Source organism: Clostridium sp. (assembly GCF_016650035.1).
GTDB lineage: Bacteria > Bacillota > Clostridia > Clostridiales > Clostridiaceae > Clostridium_AD.
Genome location: NZ_JAENWM010000009.1, coordinates 23,584 through 38,895, shown reverse-complemented (window position 1 = coordinate 38,895; position 15,312 = coordinate 23,584). Strand labels below are relative to the sequence as shown.

General features: G+C 31.2%; 16 protein-coding genes. 4 read left to right on the top strand and 12 right to left on the bottom strand.

Annotated elements, in window-relative coordinates:
• Positions 1-14: 14 nt before the first annotated feature.
• The 5 genes from fdrA to JJD95_RS03715 all read right to left on the bottom strand — a co-directional run bounded on the left by fdrA (position 15) and on the right by JJD95_RS03715 (position 5,060).
• Positions 15-1,583 carry an acyl-CoA synthetase FdrA gene (fdrA, locus tag JJD95_RS03735; RefSeq protein WP_291640499.1) on the bottom strand — a complete coding sequence of 523 codons (1,569 nt, stop codon included), beginning with the start codon at positions 1,581-1,583 and terminating at the stop codon, positions 15-17.
• The gene (locus JJD95_RS03730; RefSeq protein ID WP_291640497.1) at positions 1,561-2,559 is read right to left on the bottom strand and encodes a DUF2877 domain-containing protein; all 999 of its coding nucleotides are present in this window, start codon (positions 2,557-2,559) and stop codon (positions 1,561-1,563) included. The genes fdrA and JJD95_RS03730 overlap by 23 nt, the downstream gene beginning before the upstream one ends.
• A gap of 187 nt (positions 2,560-2,746) precedes the next feature.
• Positions 2,747-3,400, bottom strand: coding sequence for a pentapeptide repeat-containing protein (locus tag JJD95_RS03725; RefSeq protein ID WP_291640495.1), 654 nt, complete (start codon positions 3,398-3,400; stop codon positions 2,747-2,749).
• A gap of 210 nt (positions 3,401-3,610) precedes the next feature.
• Positions 3,611-4,207 carry a hypothetical protein gene (locus JJD95_RS03720; RefSeq protein WP_291640493.1) on the bottom strand — a complete coding sequence of 199 codons (597 nt, stop codon included), beginning with the start codon at positions 4,205-4,207 and terminating at the stop codon, positions 3,611-3,613.
• A 133-nt stretch (positions 4,208-4,340) separates the two neighbouring features.
• Complete coding sequence (locus tag JJD95_RS03715) at positions 4,341-5,060, bottom strand: M15 family metallopeptidase (RefSeq protein ID WP_291640491.1); 720 nt, start codon at positions 5,058-5,060, stop codon at positions 4,341-4,343.
• 278 nt (positions 5,061-5,338) lie between these two features.
• Here JJD95_RS03715 and JJD95_RS03710 point away from each other — a divergent pair, with 278 nt between their 5' ends.
• Positions 5,339-5,722 carry a thioesterase family protein gene (locus JJD95_RS03710; RefSeq protein ID WP_291640489.1) on the top strand — a complete coding sequence of 128 codons (384 nt, stop codon included), beginning with the start codon at positions 5,339-5,341 and terminating at the stop codon, positions 5,720-5,722.
• A gap of 82 nt (positions 5,723-5,804) precedes the next feature.
• On the opposite strand, the gene JJD95_RS03705 is transcribed toward JJD95_RS03710, so the two are convergent.
• Entirely contained in the window at positions 5,805-7,118 is a 1,314-nt protein-coding gene (locus JJD95_RS03705; RefSeq protein ID WP_291640487.1) for a hemolysin family protein, read from the bottom strand.
• Between the two features lie 84 nt (positions 7,119-7,202).
• Positions 7,203-7,664 (bottom strand): peptide-methionine (R)-S-oxide reductase MsrB, encoded by a 462-nt coding sequence (gene msrB, locus JJD95_RS03700; protein ID WP_367114775.1) that lies wholly within the window; start codon positions 7,662-7,664, stop codon positions 7,203-7,205.
• 309 nt (positions 7,665-7,973) lie between these two features.
• Between msrB and JJD95_RS03695 the strand changes: the two genes are divergently transcribed.
• The gene (locus JJD95_RS03695) at positions 7,974-8,858 is read left to right on the top strand and encodes a cation diffusion facilitator family transporter (protein ID WP_291640485.1); all 885 of its coding nucleotides are present in this window, start codon (positions 7,974-7,976) and stop codon (positions 8,856-8,858) included.
• Between the two features lie 108 nt (positions 8,859-8,966).
• On the opposite strand, the gene JJD95_RS03690 is transcribed toward JJD95_RS03695, so the two are convergent.
• A complete protein-coding gene (locus JJD95_RS03690) occupies positions 8,967-10,157 on the bottom strand; it encodes a pyridoxal phosphate-dependent aminotransferase (protein ID WP_291640483.1) in 1,191 nt (396 codons plus the stop codon).
• Between the two features lie 354 nt (positions 10,158-10,511).
• Here JJD95_RS03690 and JJD95_RS03685 point away from each other — a divergent pair, with 354 nt between their 5' ends.
• The gene (locus JJD95_RS03685; protein WP_071611355.1) at positions 10,512-10,709 is read left to right on the top strand and encodes a cold-shock protein; all 198 of its coding nucleotides are present in this window, start codon (positions 10,512-10,514) and stop codon (positions 10,707-10,709) included.
• 115 nt (positions 10,710-10,824) lie between these two features.
• Here the strand turns inward: JJD95_RS03685 and JJD95_RS03680 are convergent, their stop codons facing one another.
• Entirely contained in the window at positions 10,825-11,994 is a 1,170-nt protein-coding gene (locus JJD95_RS03680) for a YgeY family selenium metabolism-linked hydrolase (RefSeq protein WP_291640473.1), read from the bottom strand.
• Between the two features lie 181 nt (positions 11,995-12,175).
• On the bottom strand, positions 12,176-12,823 hold the full coding sequence (locus JJD95_RS03675) for a L,D-transpeptidase family protein (protein ID WP_291640471.1): 648 nt from the start codon (positions 12,821-12,823) through the stop codon (positions 12,176-12,178).
• 175 nt (positions 12,824-12,998) lie between these two features.
• Between JJD95_RS03675 and JJD95_RS03670 the strand changes: the two genes are divergently transcribed.
• The gene (locus tag JJD95_RS03670; RefSeq protein WP_291640469.1) at positions 12,999-13,592 is read left to right on the top strand and encodes a LysE family transporter; all 594 of its coding nucleotides are present in this window, start codon (positions 12,999-13,001) and stop codon (positions 13,590-13,592) included.
• An 81-nt stretch (positions 13,593-13,673) separates the two neighbouring features.
• Here JJD95_RS03670 and modA read toward each other — a convergent pair whose 3' ends face one another.
• Positions 13,674-14,501, bottom strand: coding sequence for a molybdate ABC transporter substrate-binding protein (gene modA / locus JJD95_RS03665; RefSeq protein WP_291640468.1), 828 nt, complete (start codon positions 14,499-14,501; stop codon positions 13,674-13,676).
• Complete coding sequence (locus JJD95_RS03660; protein WP_291640466.1) at positions 14,494-15,288, bottom strand: ABC transporter permease; 795 nt, start codon at positions 15,286-15,288, stop codon at positions 14,494-14,496. The genes modA and JJD95_RS03660 overlap by 8 nt, the downstream gene beginning before the upstream one ends.
• Positions 15,289-15,312 lie beyond the last annotated feature (24 nt).

Here is a 15,312-nt window from a genome sequence, read left to right as displayed (position 1 = left end):
TTTCCACCCCTCCTTTATATTTTATTTAATCTTCCAAGAATTAATGAGGATAGTTTAACAGCTTGAGCATTAGAAGGCATTAGTATAACTCCTGCACTTTCTAACTTTTCACACTGGTTTTTGTAATCTTGAGGGTCTCCATACGTACCACATATGTACCCGATTACACATAAATAATTGTTTTTGTTTTTCATAGTCTTTTTCGCATCTATTATAGCTTCAAGCATTTCCCCTGCTGGATCTATGTTTGATCCATAACCCAGCACAAAATCCATAATCACTATTGCAACTTCTTGGTCTAATGCTTCCATCGGAAGTCTTTCTACCCTAGCCACTGGGTCTATCATTGGATGTGGTTTTCCAACAGTGAAATCATCGTCACCTAGGTCAACACATGTGTGTTCTTTACTAATGTGTACATCATCTAGTTTAAGATTAGGTGACAATGGGATATTAGAATATATTCTATAGCCATCTTTTCCTAGCATCTTCATCGCTTCATCTGCTAAGGTTCCACCTGTGTATAGTGCTCTTAAATACTTCTGTCCACTATTAAACTTTTTGCATTCACCTTGGACAATTTCTTCTATTTCCGCATCCGATAGTGTAAAACTAGTAAAATCACTTATTTTCTTTCCTTCTGATAACATTACTGCCTTTCTCGCTGCATCCTCTAGATTTAAACATGAGTGTGCACCATGCTTTTCTATATCATTTCTATCGCCACCTATAAAACTTACAACAACTGGCTTATCTGTGGTTTTTACCATATTTAATATCTTTTCCGCTACTTCCGGTGCTGGTGGTTTAGATATTAACACTATAACCTTTGTTTCATCATCATGGATTAGAGCTTTGAAACCCTCAATCATCATAATTCCGCCAACTGAACTCTTAAGATCTCTTCCTCCTGTTCCGATAACCTGGGATACTCCACCACCCATTTTATCTATAATAACAGTAACCTCCTGCGTTCCTGTACCAGAGGCCCCTACAATCCCTATATCTCCCCGCCTAACAACATTTGCAAAACAAAGTGGGACGCCATTAATAATTGCAGTTCCACAATCTGGTCCCATAACTAGTAATCCCTTATCTCTGCCTATTTTTTTAAGTTCAATTTCTTCTTCCACTGTGACATTATCACTAAATAACATTACATGAAGGTTATTGTTCAATGCACTCTTAGCTTCATATGCGGCATATTTTCCAGGTAATGATATAATCGCCATGTTGGCTCCCTCAAGATGCTTAACTGCAGAGCTAAGAGTTTTGGGTTTATATTCTTCCACCGAGTCATTATCCTTGGCCCTTACATTTAATAATTCATCAACCTTTTCAACAATGATTTTAATGGCGTTTTCCTCATCACTCCATGCTGCTATGAAAAAATCATTAGGTGTAATTGCCCTTATTGCATCATTTGATAAGTTCAGATTTTCTGTTAGCTCTTTATTCAGATCTGTTCCCATACCAACTATAACTTCTTTGACATTTGGCATTTTTTTAATTTCCTTAGTTATTAACATTAGTGCCACAGAATCATAATAAGTATTTTTTCTAATTTCCGCACAATGATTCATTTATCCAAACCCTCCTATACTTTAATTTAGTCAAAATTCTAAGTCCCACGTAAATTCCAAGTGCTGTGTCAGTTCCTGATGTTTCACCGTATTCAATAACTTCTCTTAAACCTTTAATAATATTTCTATGGTTTTCATCATTGGTATCATTATTAAGATTCAGAATTGCTTCCATTAAATCTTGTACAGCCTCATTTGTCTCCCCCACTGATGAATGTTTCAACATTTCAGCGCTAACTCTAGTTGTTTTTTGAAGGCCACTACTAATAATTTTACTGTTGAATTCGTATATTTTCCGAGAATTTAATTTATAATAACTTCCCATATATATGTACGCAATCATTAAGCCACTAATAAAATCATCCATTGATGGGGTAAGTCCACATCCAAACCCTATAACATACTGTGCTGTATATCCTATGCCATCCTCATATCCATTTATTACTGCATAAATAAAATCCATAAACCTGCCCTTTATAAATTCAAAACTTTCATCAAAATCACATTCAGGAAGGAAACCCAATTCAAGTTCTGGTAGTTCATCTGCAAGCATATTTGTGAGTGACCCCATAACATAGTACTTTCCATGTGTTTTTAACCCTTGTCCAATAATTTTTATGTTCTCTAAAATCTTGTGCTCTAGGCAGTATAAAATATTGGTATCAACCAGTGAAGACCACTTTTCAGCACCACTCATGGATATAAATAAATTAATTTGTCTGCAATGAATTTTACTTGTAGTAAATTCAAATATCAAACCTTGTGTGATATTTAGATTATTAAAGTCAACTTGTCCTAACCCATCCACAATTACACTCATTGGGGACATTTTTTTCTGTTTGCACAAGAGTGTTATGAATAAATCACCGCACTCAATATTGCATGCATTTTTAAATACAGAGTGAACATGTCCATATAATGTACCGCTTTCTAAAATAATCTTTTGAAGATTTTCGCATATAAATAATCCATTCATTAAAATCATCCCTTTATATATAAATCTTATTATTAAATTTATATTTTTATTCATTAATTTTTCTAAATATAATGCAGCTATTGAAAGAGATTTACGATTCTAAATAATATTAAAAAGTATAATAAGGCTGCAATCCTCTAAAATTAAAGGATTGCAGCCTTATTAGTAATTATTTATAAAATTAGTTTCATTTAATAATAAGACCTAGTATGGAAGAAAGAGAAACTGCTTGCATAGTAGTAACTCGTGCACCCTTAACGTCAGCAATATTTACTCCAATTCCTTCAATCTCACAACTAGTAAAATCTATTCCTTTAAGGCTTGTAAAATTCATTTGGGCCTGGATAAGATTAGACTCCTTAAATTCAACTTTTAAAAATTTCGAATTTTGAAAATCTGAAGAACGTAATTGACATCCAAGAAATGCAACTTCCTTAGAATTAGAATAACTAAAAAAAGCAAATTCACCATTGCAATTCTCAAATATTACATTTCTAAACGTGCCTTCATTTAAATTAATACCAATGATTTTACAATTCACAAATTCTACTTTATGTAATGAAGCCTCATTAAAATCTACATTTGATAAGTCACAATTTTCAAATCTCACATCCATCATTTCTATGCGTCTGAATTTTATCTTATTAAAAATAACATTTTTAAATATTACTTGTTTAAAAGTAACTCTGTCTGCTTCATGGTTTTCTAAAGAACAATCACTAATTGCTCCAAAAGAAAAAATACTTTCATCCTCAATATTTTCTTTTGAAATGTCTATTATATCTAAATCGCTATCAAATTTAGGCCTTAAAACTTTTGTTTTTATTTTATTATCTTCCATATTATACTCCCCCATTTAATCCCATAAAATTTCAAAGAAGAGTGAGTCAATTTACTTTTCTTTGTATATTTAAGTAGTATTTTGTAGTTAATTATATCATAGCAGTATAATATATATTATAGCATAAATACAATCTTTGAACCTTAAAGCTCAACGCAAATACATGAATTTTCACTTTAAAAAATAATAGCTTACTATCTTTTATACATCTTAAGGTGTATATTGCCCTTCTACTTTTACAACTACATCATTTTCAGCATAGATATAACATAACATATGTTCATTCACACTAGAAACATTTTTAAAGTTATTATAAGAAACAGAATGATTATTACCATCACCATTATATGGGTCTATCCAACATCCTAAAAGATTTAGTGAGGCCTTATCATCTATAATATAGTTTTTCGTCTTTTCACTGCTATTAACAATATAGTAATCATCATATACAAAGTATTCGCCATTTTCATATTCGGCAGCCCCATCTTTTTTAGCTGCTTCAATTGCTTCATTCCCCATTAGAAATTTTACATCATCAAATCTCAAATATCTCTTGCCATCTTCTTCATATACCTTAGATATATAACCTATTTGTTTTGATTTAACTATTTGAGTTGGCTTAACCATAACTTGGATTCCAACGAATCCACTGTCTACTTTATTTGAGGGATCAATATTTTCACTAATCTTATTAGCTACTACGTTATTATTTATAAATTTAACAGTTACTACTAAAGAAACTACTAAAGCTATCAGAGCTAGAGTAATCATAACTCGCACTTTGGGTTTATTTAAATTAAAACTCATAAAATCATCAATCCTCTCTTATAATTTCATTACTATGATATTCATCAAAACTAGAATTTATTATAATAATAAATAAAACCACTAAAATATATTAGCAGTTTCTTCACTGTCCATAATAAAGTTCTACTTATCTTTATCTGTTAGCAATACTTATATTTAAATATTCTTCTAATGTAATACCTCTGTGCACAATCTCCTTAGCCACCTTACCTCCAACATATCTAATATGCCAAGGTTCGTAATCATATCCAGTAATTTGTTCTTTTCCTTCTGGATATCTAAGTATAAATCCATATTTATAGCAATTCTCAATAATCCATTTATAAGCTTTCGTATTTTTAAACCCTTCATCTAAAGTTGTATATTCATCTGAGAGTAAATCCATAGCGAGCCCCGTTTGATGTTCACTTTCTCCTGCTTGTGCAACATATTTGTCTGCTTCCTCTTTCCCACTTCTATCCACTTTATCATTGTAAAGTTTTTCTTGGTAAGAATAATCCCTATATCCTGATACTCCAAGTAATGTTATATTATCATTTTTAGCAGCATTAAAAAGATACTCTAGTGCTACTGCTGCATTTTTTTCCATTTTCCTAACATTTGGATCTCCATTAGATATAAACTCAACATTTGGGATTTGAAATTCTTTTATGTAATTGTCTTTTTCTAGCCCATTTTCTTTATTCACTAGTACTATGTCAGAGCTAAACGTATAAACCTCTTCCATTTTATTATCTATTTCCTCAATATTTGTTTTTGGAGTATTATTAATGATAGCAGAATCAACCTGTTTAACACCTAGTGTACTGCTCAGCATTATTAAAACAAAAATACAAAATTTATTATTTTTCATGCCCCACTGCTCCTTTTTAAAATTGTCTTTCGTCTAATATTTCTGCCCAAAAAATATAATAATATACAATAAATAAAAGCCACATTATGGATTAATCCATAATGTGGCTTTAGATTTCAATCGGTGTATTGAAACTGCATGTTAAAATCCCTGTGGAGTACAAAATGAAGTAATCAAATTTTATTTGATATACTTTCACAATGGTGTTAGTATAGTACAATAAGTTATTTGTATAGCTAAATAATAATAATAATAATTACTAGAGTGGAGTGATCAAAATGGAATTTAATTTTAATAAAAACTTAAAATTTGCTGAGCTAACTGTATCCAGCAGTGATACAGCAATTTCTTATGGATCTGGAGATCTAGATGTTTATGCTACTCCAGCAATGACAGCTCTTATGGAGAATGCAGCAATGAATTGTGTAAAGCAAGAGCTTCCTGATGGTTTTACAACAGTTGGTATAGAGATTAATGTTAAACACATAAGGGCAACACCTGTCGGCGTTAAGGTTAGAGCTGAAGCTTTACTCGAAAAGGTAGAAGGTAATAAATTAATCTTTAAGGTAGAAGCCTATGATGACATGGGCAAAATAGGTGAAGGAATTCATAAAAGGTACATAGTGGAAGCTGAAAAATTCATAAAAAAAATAGTCCGTTAAAATCTTTCGTTACAACTAAGACTTTTTCAAACATAGCAAGTACATATAAATGATGCTCTACTTTTAAAAAGTAGAGCATCATTTATATGCATATTTTAATTTTCCCTATTCTTCTTTCTCTGACTTCTTCTATTTTAAATATTACATTACCATATTCAATAGTTTTGTTTTCATTCTTCTTTGGAATACATCCCAGTAGACTAACTAGAAAACCTCCTATTGTATTGTAATTTTCTGACACTAACTTCAAGTGTAAATTATCATTTAATTCGTCTATTGATAACAATCCATTCACTATATAAGTATTGTTATCAACTTTTTTTATATCAGGTTCGTCATAATCATATTCATCTTCAAAATTCCCCATAACTTCTTCTATAAGATCTTTAGTAGTAACTACCCCTGAAAATCCTCCATATTCATCTATAAGTACAGCCATATGATTTTTAGCTCTTTTTAATTCCATAAATAATTCATCTATATTTTTACTTTCATTAACAAAGTAAGGAGCATGTAATATACTCTTAATGTTTACATTTTCAAAACCATTTGTGCGAGCCTCTATTATAAAGTCTTTCATGTGAAGTATTCCTATGATATTATCAACATCACCGTCATATACTGGCACTCTAGAATAATTTTGCTCTAATAGATCGTCTAAAAACTGTGTAACAGGATCATTTATATCAATCAAAAACACTTCAGTTCTTGGAGTCATAACTTCTTCAGCTGATTTGTCATCAAATTCGATAATATTATTTATCATCTTTTTTGCAGTTTCGTTTATAGATCCATGTTCTTGACCCACTGCTATAAGTGATTTCATTTCTTCTTTTGATAGTTTTTCCTCTGTTTTTTTTATGTTAAGACCAGTAATCTTAACTAAAACATTAGTAGACTTTGAAAGTACCCATACAAAAGGAAAAATCAGTTTAGATATATAAAAAATAGGTACTACTGAAAACATTGCAATAGTTTCTGATTTTTGCTGCGCTATGAGCTTTGGAAACCATTCACCAAACACAATCATTATATATGTTATTCCAATAGTTATGCTAGCTAAAGCAATTTGTTCACTAAAAGGCACTTCCAAATTATTTAAGTACCTTGCAAAATTACTAGATATACCAGTAGCTGCAGATGCACTAGCTAAAAAAACAGTAATCGTAATTCCAATTTGAATAGTCGATAAATATTTTGCTGGTTCTTCAATAAATCTCACTAAAAGCTTTGCTTTTTTATTACCCTCTTCAGCAAGACATTTAATTTTATTTTTGTTTAATGATACTATTGCCATTTCCGATGATGCAAAGAATGCATTTATCAATGTTAAAATACCAATTAGTATAAATTGCGCCATTATATTATTAAGCGCGGGGTCAGGGTCTGAATTCATTAAAAATTCCTCCTCTTAAATAAAAAATCTTATTACTACAATTATATCACAAAATTGATTGTTTTATTGAGATTATGAAAATTATTATTCTAATGAACTTAGAAGATATCCATACCCCTTTTCCTCCATTTTGTTCATAGGTATAAATTTTATAGCAGCACTATTAATACAGTACCTATTTCCGCCCTTATCTTTAGGACCATCATCAAATACATGACCTAAATGTATATTTCCACTTCTGCTTCTAACCTCAGTTCTAATCATATTAAATTTCTTATCCTGTTTTAATTCAACTACTTCAGGTACAATAGGCTTGGTAAAACTGGGCCATCCGCATCCTGAATCATATTTGTCTTTCGAAAAAAATAATGGTTCACCTGTCACTATATCTACATATAAACCATCTTCGTGATTATCAAAGTACTCATTGGAAAAAGCTCTTTCAGTATTATCCTCCACAGCCACCTTATATTGATTATCTGTCAACTTATCTTTTAGCTCTTCATTACTAGGTCTAGGATATTTTTTAATATCTATGTTAGTCACCTCTTTAAGAAAATTAGATAAACCTTTATTGTTATTTAATTATATCACTATCTAAATACAAAATTCAAATAACAGAATCTCACGGCATACCATATGCTGTACTGTAATTACTTTTCAAGGAATTAATTTAATGTATATGTTATGTGTTCCCATACTCCTGGATAATAATCACTCCCAAAATATAGTGGATATTATTATCAATTGATAATATATTTCGTCACAAAAAAGTGTTGCAAATCTTACTGTATCTGCATATACTAGTGGTATAGTTCGTAAAATCTATTATCAATTAAAAACGAGGTGTGTTAATTGGACAGTGAAGAAAGATTTAGTATTGGGATCAAAATATCTAAGATAACAATAACTTTCAATATTTTGTTATCAGCAATTAAATTGTTTGCAGGCATTATAGGCAGAAGTGGAGCTATGATTGCTGATGGTGTACATTCACTTTCTGATGTACTAAGTACACTTGCTGTAATGCTTGGATTAAAATTAGCCAAACAGCCTGCTGATGAAGACCATCCATATGGTCATGAAAAAATGGAGCCTATTATGGCTAAGATACTGGCAAGCATATTGTTAATTACAGCACTACTAATTGGTTACAACGGTATTAAGGTTATTATTAATGGAACAACTGTAATTCCGCAAAAGATTGCTATGTATGCAGCTATACTTTCTATAATCGTTAAAGAATGGATGTATAGATATACAGTCAATGGCGCTAAAAAAATTGAAAGCTCCGCCCTTATGGCAGATGCTTGGCATCATAGATCCGATGCATTTTCATCGATTGGAACATTAGTTGGAATTGCAGGAGCTAGAATGGGCTATCCAATATTAGATCCAATTGCATCACTGGTTATATGTATTTTAATAACCAAAGTAGCGGTAAATATTTATAAGCAAGCTATTGATCAATTAGTTGATCACTGCGCTGATAAAAACACTATTAATAACATAAAAAATAAAATTGAAAATATAAATGGCGTTATAAGTATAGATGAGCTAAAGACTAGAGTTAGTGCTAATAGATTATATGTAGATGTAGAAATATGTGTTAATAGCGATTTATCCGTTTATGAAGGTCATGAAATTGCGGAGAGTGTTCATAGTACTATAGAAAATTCAGATAATAGAATTAAACATTGCATGGTACATGTTAATCCAAATTTAAATAACAAAAACTAATAGAACATCCTATACTTTAATGCAAATACTTTTAGGACTCAATTTTATATATATTAAAGGAAGCCTCAATGGCTTCCTTTAATTTTTTATCTTAATTTTATCACAATATTATTTAATTTCGTAAAACTGGGCTAATTTATCAAAAGCTGATAGTGAATTTTGTATTTTTTCGTAAGAAATACAGTAAGCTAACCTTGCATGTCCTGGGCATCCAAAAGCTGACCCCGGTACTAGTAATAAGTTAAACTCTTTTGCTTGATCGCAGAATTCTTTATCGTCTGCTATTGGTGTTCTAACAAATAAATAAAATGCCCCTTGTGGTTTTACACATTTAAAACCTATTTCTGTAAGATGATTATATAAAAGGTCTCTGTTATTTTTATATATACTTACATCAACTTCAGCCTCTAGACAATTTGCAATAACCCGTTGGAATAGTGATGGTGCATTTACAAAGCCTAAAATTCTATTAGCTACATTTAAAGATGCCATTATCTCTTCAAAGGAATCCATATTTGTATTTGCAACTACGTATCCTATTCTCTCACCAGGTAGTGATAATGATTTACTATATGAATATCCAATAAATGAATTTTTATAGTATTTTAAAATATATGGAACGACGGCATTGTCATAAACTATTTCTCTGTATGGTTCATCAGATATTAAATATATGCTTGTACCCAGTTCCTTTTCTTTTTCACAAAGTAGTTTTGCTAAATCTTGTATGACCTTTTCCGAATAAACAATACCTGTTGGATTATTTGGCGAGTTTATAATAATTGCTTTTGTTTTGATATTTATTTTCTCTTTTAATACTTGCATATCAGGTTCAAATGTATCGATATCCGTCGAAACTACTACAAGCTTACCATCAAAATTATTTACATAGTTTCTGTATTCGCCAAAAAAAGGTGAAAAAACAATAACTTCATCCTCTGAGTTAAGCAATGTTTTTAACAATATATTCAATCCACCAGCTGCTCCGCAGGTCATAACTATATTATTGAAGTCGATGTTTATATTATGTTTTTTATTTAAATATTGTGCTATTTTTGCTCTAACATCTTCATATCCAGAATTATTCATATAGCCATGTACAAGTTTAGGAGCTGTTTCATTTAATATTTTATTAATTTCATTTTTAATATTTTCAGGCGGTTCAACATTGGGATTACCCAAGCTGTAATCAAAAACATTTTCTTCTCCATAAATTTCAGATAATCTTTTACCTTCCTCAAACATAGCTCTTATTATAGAACTATTAGCTACTAACTCTTTCATTTTGTTAGATATCATTTCAAGTCTCCTTTTTATGTTTTTTTATAAATATAGTTAATTATATAATTCAGTATAGCATATGAAAGCTAGGTTGTTTGAAAATTCTAAAAAATTTAATCACCAACAAGTTATATAATATTATTTGTCCTAAATAAAGGTAATATCATAGCACATATAAAAATTTTATATTTAATATAACTTGCTTTTTGAAATCAAGTATGATAGTATAGGAATTGACTTAAATGAATAGTAAGTAATGCAGCACAGATATATTTCAATTAGTACTTTTTAAATATAGTATTTTAATATCGAAATTTTATTTAGTGAACTATTACAAAGCATTTAAGAAATAAAATTTCGGAGGTATACATTATGAACGGTACAGTTAAATGGTTTAATGGAGAAAAGGGATTTGGTTTTATTACAGGAGAAGACGGAGTAGATGTTTTCGCACATTTCTCTCAAATAAATTCAGATGGTTACAAATCACTTGATGAAGGACAAAAAGTTTCTTTTGATATAGTAAAAGGACCTAAAGGCCCTCAAGCTGAAAATATTACAGTTCTTTAATTTGAACTAATATTTAGCCATTAAATAGGAGACTATTTAATGGCTTTTTTATTTTTTGTTATATATGTATATAAAGGTACTACCTACATGGCACGTAGGTGGTACCTTTGTAACTTCATCTATTTTTTAATCTGCTTACATATAAACTAGGAATAACTGCATACATAGCGGTTGCCTTTACTAATTCACTTTTCCAAGTTCGTTCATTTGTTGAATGAACCTCTGCCTCATGACCTGGTCCAAATCCAATACATGGGATATCATACCTCCCCATGATAGAAGCAGCATTTGTAGAAATTGCCCATTTGTCAAATAGAGGTTCTTCATTAAACAAAATTTTATAGCCTTCTACTAAAGTTTTGCAAACTGGATGTTCCTCTTCTATTACCCACGCTTCAAAATAAGCAGCTGTTGGATAAACAACTCCCTTATAGGAAGATTTTTCGTAATCACAAATGGAGACCTGTGCGATCGTCCCTTTCACTGAAGGAAGATTTCTTATTTCTTCTAGTGCATCTTGATATGTTTCTCCGTTAGTTAACCTTCTATCTATTGAAATTGTACAGCAGTCTTTCATATCACCGCTTAAAGTAGAAATACCCGGCATCCCAGAAACAGTTATGGACCCCCCTCCTAAAAACTCATCATACTGTAATTTTTCATTAAGACAGTTTAAATCATTTATTATGGAACCCATTTTACAACCTTCAGCAATTACTTTTATCTCCATTCTTCCTCTATGACCCCTATATATATTGCAAGAGGTAGGCTCTGTAATTACAACAAATTCAGGCTGAATCTTATCTTCATTTATCATATACTGCCAACAAAGTCCCGCGCATTCCTCCTTTTGAACTGTACCTGTAATAATCAGCGTATAATCATCTTCTAATTCTAACTCTTTAATCATTTTTCCAGCATAAACCATAGAAGCCATTCCGCCTTTTTGACCGCTTCCACCTCTTCCTATGATTATATCTTCATCTTCATATCCCCTATATGGATCATACTGCCATAAATTTTCTTCTCCAATACCTACTGTATCAATATGTGCATCCATAGCAATAACATGTTTACCATGCCCTATAGTCCCTAATATGTTACCCATTTTATCTATTTCTATATTATCAAAGTTGGCCTTTTTCATTTCCTCTTTTATTCTCTCTACAATCCTTCTTTCATGGCAGCTTTCACTTGGGATAGCAATCATGTCCCTTAAAAACCCTGCCATGTCCACTTTATATTCTTCTGCTTTCTGTAAGACTCTTTGAAAATCTACATTCATAGAAAACCCTCCTTCTATTTATCAGAGTTTATCAGTTTATACCTCTAGTGCTTTATCTTTACTACTAACCTTATCATATTTATAAACATACAAAAAAATTACTCAATCAAAAAATAAAAGGAGGCTGTCTAAGAAAAAAAAAGCACTCCCATCCATAATAAATGAGAGTACTTTGTTTGCGCTATTTATAAATTTCCACAGGAGTATTCATTTTAGTATATTCCCAAATAATTCTAATATCATCATCTGATACTGCAATACATCCAAAAGTCCAATCACTACTGGTTCCGCCTCCATGTATACCTACAGATCCACCTAAGGCAGTATTCCAAGCTGGTCTTTTTCTACTTTCAATCTCAGATTGTACTTCTTCAAAATCTGTTTCACTAATCAGGCCCTCTTCTAATCCTATTTTTGCATCTTCTACATTAGGATAACTGAGTCCTAAGAATAGAGTATACTTACTTTTATCGTTTCTTGTACAAATATAATATTTGCCTTCAGGGGTTTTCTTATCACCTTCCTTATCTTTATCTCCAGTAGGCGCTGACCCTAATGCAATTCTAAATCTACCTATTAAATTGTCATCTCCATATAATTCTAATATCCTTATTCCTTTGTACACCTTTATACTTACATCTAGTGGTTTATTTTCAGGCTTTGTATAAAACATTCTCTCTTCAGTGTCAATTGACATAGTTTCCCTGTAAACTAGCCCTGATTTATAAAAATCAAAATTAGTAGTTTTAAAATTCCTTTTATATAGTTCATAGGATGATATTACTCCTACTGCTAGAAGCGCTCCAATAATTATGTTCTTTTTACGCATTTTCATCTTCCTTTCTATACTATTCTAATGTATATTTTTCCATTCTCATTTCTTTAAATTTTATCACAGAGACGCACAATTGTGAACAGTTTGTTTTACTCTGGGACAAATAGTGTATAATATCTTTAAAGAACGTTATAATGTTTATATTTTATTTTTATAGGGGGCATACTATATGATTAATCTAGTTCCTTTTTTATCTTATGTATTTGTAGCTACATTTACACCGGGACCAAATAATATATTATCCATGGTAAATGCAAAACGGTATGGCTTTAAGAATTCATTTCCCTTTATCTTTGGAGTTTTCACTGGATTTACTGTACTTATGATTGTTTGCAGTTTTTTTAATCTGTTTTTATTTGATTTGATGCCAAAAATAGAACATTATGTTGGTATATTTGGTGCAGTTTATATGCTTTACCTTGCTTATAAAGTTGCATTTAATACGAAAACTGGAACTAACCACACTAGTAAACAAACAAATACTTATTTAACAGGACTAACAATGCAATTTTTCAATCCGAAAGCAATATTATATGGTATCACTGTAATGGCCAATTTTATAATCCCATATTACAAATCAGGCTTTACTTTAATATTTTTTTCCTTTTCCCTTTCAATAATAGGACTTATATCTATTGTTAGTTGGGCACTCTTTGGTGCTTTATTTCAAGATTTTTTAACGAAATATAATAAACAATTTAATTTAGTCATGGGGCTATTATTAGTTTATTGTGCTATCTCTATTTCTGGTTTAATTGGTTAACAAATACTTCTAAATTAAATCCACTATATATAAAATCGTACATCCATTTAGGATGTACGATTTGCATTAAATACTATTTCCTTACGACTTTATACTTTCAAATCCATATTTTTTGAAAATATCCTGACCTTCTTTACTTAACAAGAATGCATAAAATTTTTCCGTGTACTCATTTTCCGTCTTCAGTCTAGAAAGCCAGTACTCTGCCCTCACATTATGCACAGGGTCAATACTTAGCACTTTAACCTTCTCCACAACACTTGTTGTAACATCTGATGAATATACAAAGGCTACATCTGCTTCTCCCATGACAACCTTATTTACCACCTGTTTTACGTTGTTCTCCTCCGATACAATATTATTTAGTACACTGTCCTCAAACTCTGCTCCATATATTCCTGATAGAGAGTGAATTATCTCTCTTGCATAGCCTCCAGCAGGAACTTCCTTTTGTGCTATTACTAGTTTGCATTTACTTTGCAAGTCCCTCACTTTTTCTATATGAGCTGGATTATCTTTTGGCAGGATCACAACCATAGAATTTTCTAAAAAAGCCTGTCCTTTTGAGATAAATCCCTGTTCTTTTAATGCGTCATAATGCTTTTGGTTTGCCGACAAGAAAATATCTGCCTCAACTCCTTGCTCTATTTGTAGCCTCAATCTACTTGTACTTTCCAAATTGAGTTTTACTTTTACCTTCGGGTTCTCTTTTTCGAATAATTTAATTACTTCTTCCATGCTTTCAGTTAAAGACGAAGCTGCAAAAACAGTAATTTCCTTATTTGAAATCTTATTAGACTGTTTATCTGCACATCCACCACTCAAGATAATTAATGATAAAGTCATTATTATTGACACCATTCTTGTTAAACTCTTTTTCATTGTTTTTTCTCCATATCCATTAAGCATTATTGTCCCCCTCAGATTTTGTAATAAGTTTCAATACAACCAAAACCGCAATTGATACAATAACTAAACATACTGCAATTCCCATAGATAGGTTTAGATCCTTTTCCATTGCAGTATATATAGCAAGAGGAAGAGTCTGTGTTTTGCCTGCCAAATTACCCGCAAATAGAATGGTTGCTCCAAACTCAGCGAGTGCTCTCGCCCAAGCTAAAATAGCTCCAGTTATCAATGCATTTTTGGATAAGGGAAGTGTAACATTTACAAAAATCTGAACTGGATTACCTCCTAAAACTGCTGCACAACTCTCTAGTTCTCTATCTACCTTTTCAAATCCAGCCCTTGCTGCCATAATAAATATGGGGATGGATATAAATACTTGTGCTATAACCACAGCTATGAAAGTGAAAGGCAGCTCAATACCAAAGGGAGATATGTATTTCCCAATGAGTCCATTTCTACCAAAGGTTACTAATAATAGTAAACCCGCCACAGCTGGAGGCAGTACAAGGGGAAGTTGCAAAATAATTTCAACAAACCCCTTTCCCCAAAATGAATATCTAGCCATATAATATGCAGTAGGCATTCCTACAATTATAATTATTATTAGTGAAAGAAAGGTACTTTTTAAACTTATAATAATTGCCTGCAATACAAAAGAATCAAAAATTAAATCTAGTGACTTGCCCCACGGAAAGGTGAACAGTGCAATTATAGGACTTAATAAAAATAAAACACATATACCACATATTAAACCTAAAATTATTTTAAACAATCCTTTGTCCTTCATGTTAAACCCCTATTCTAAGCTATA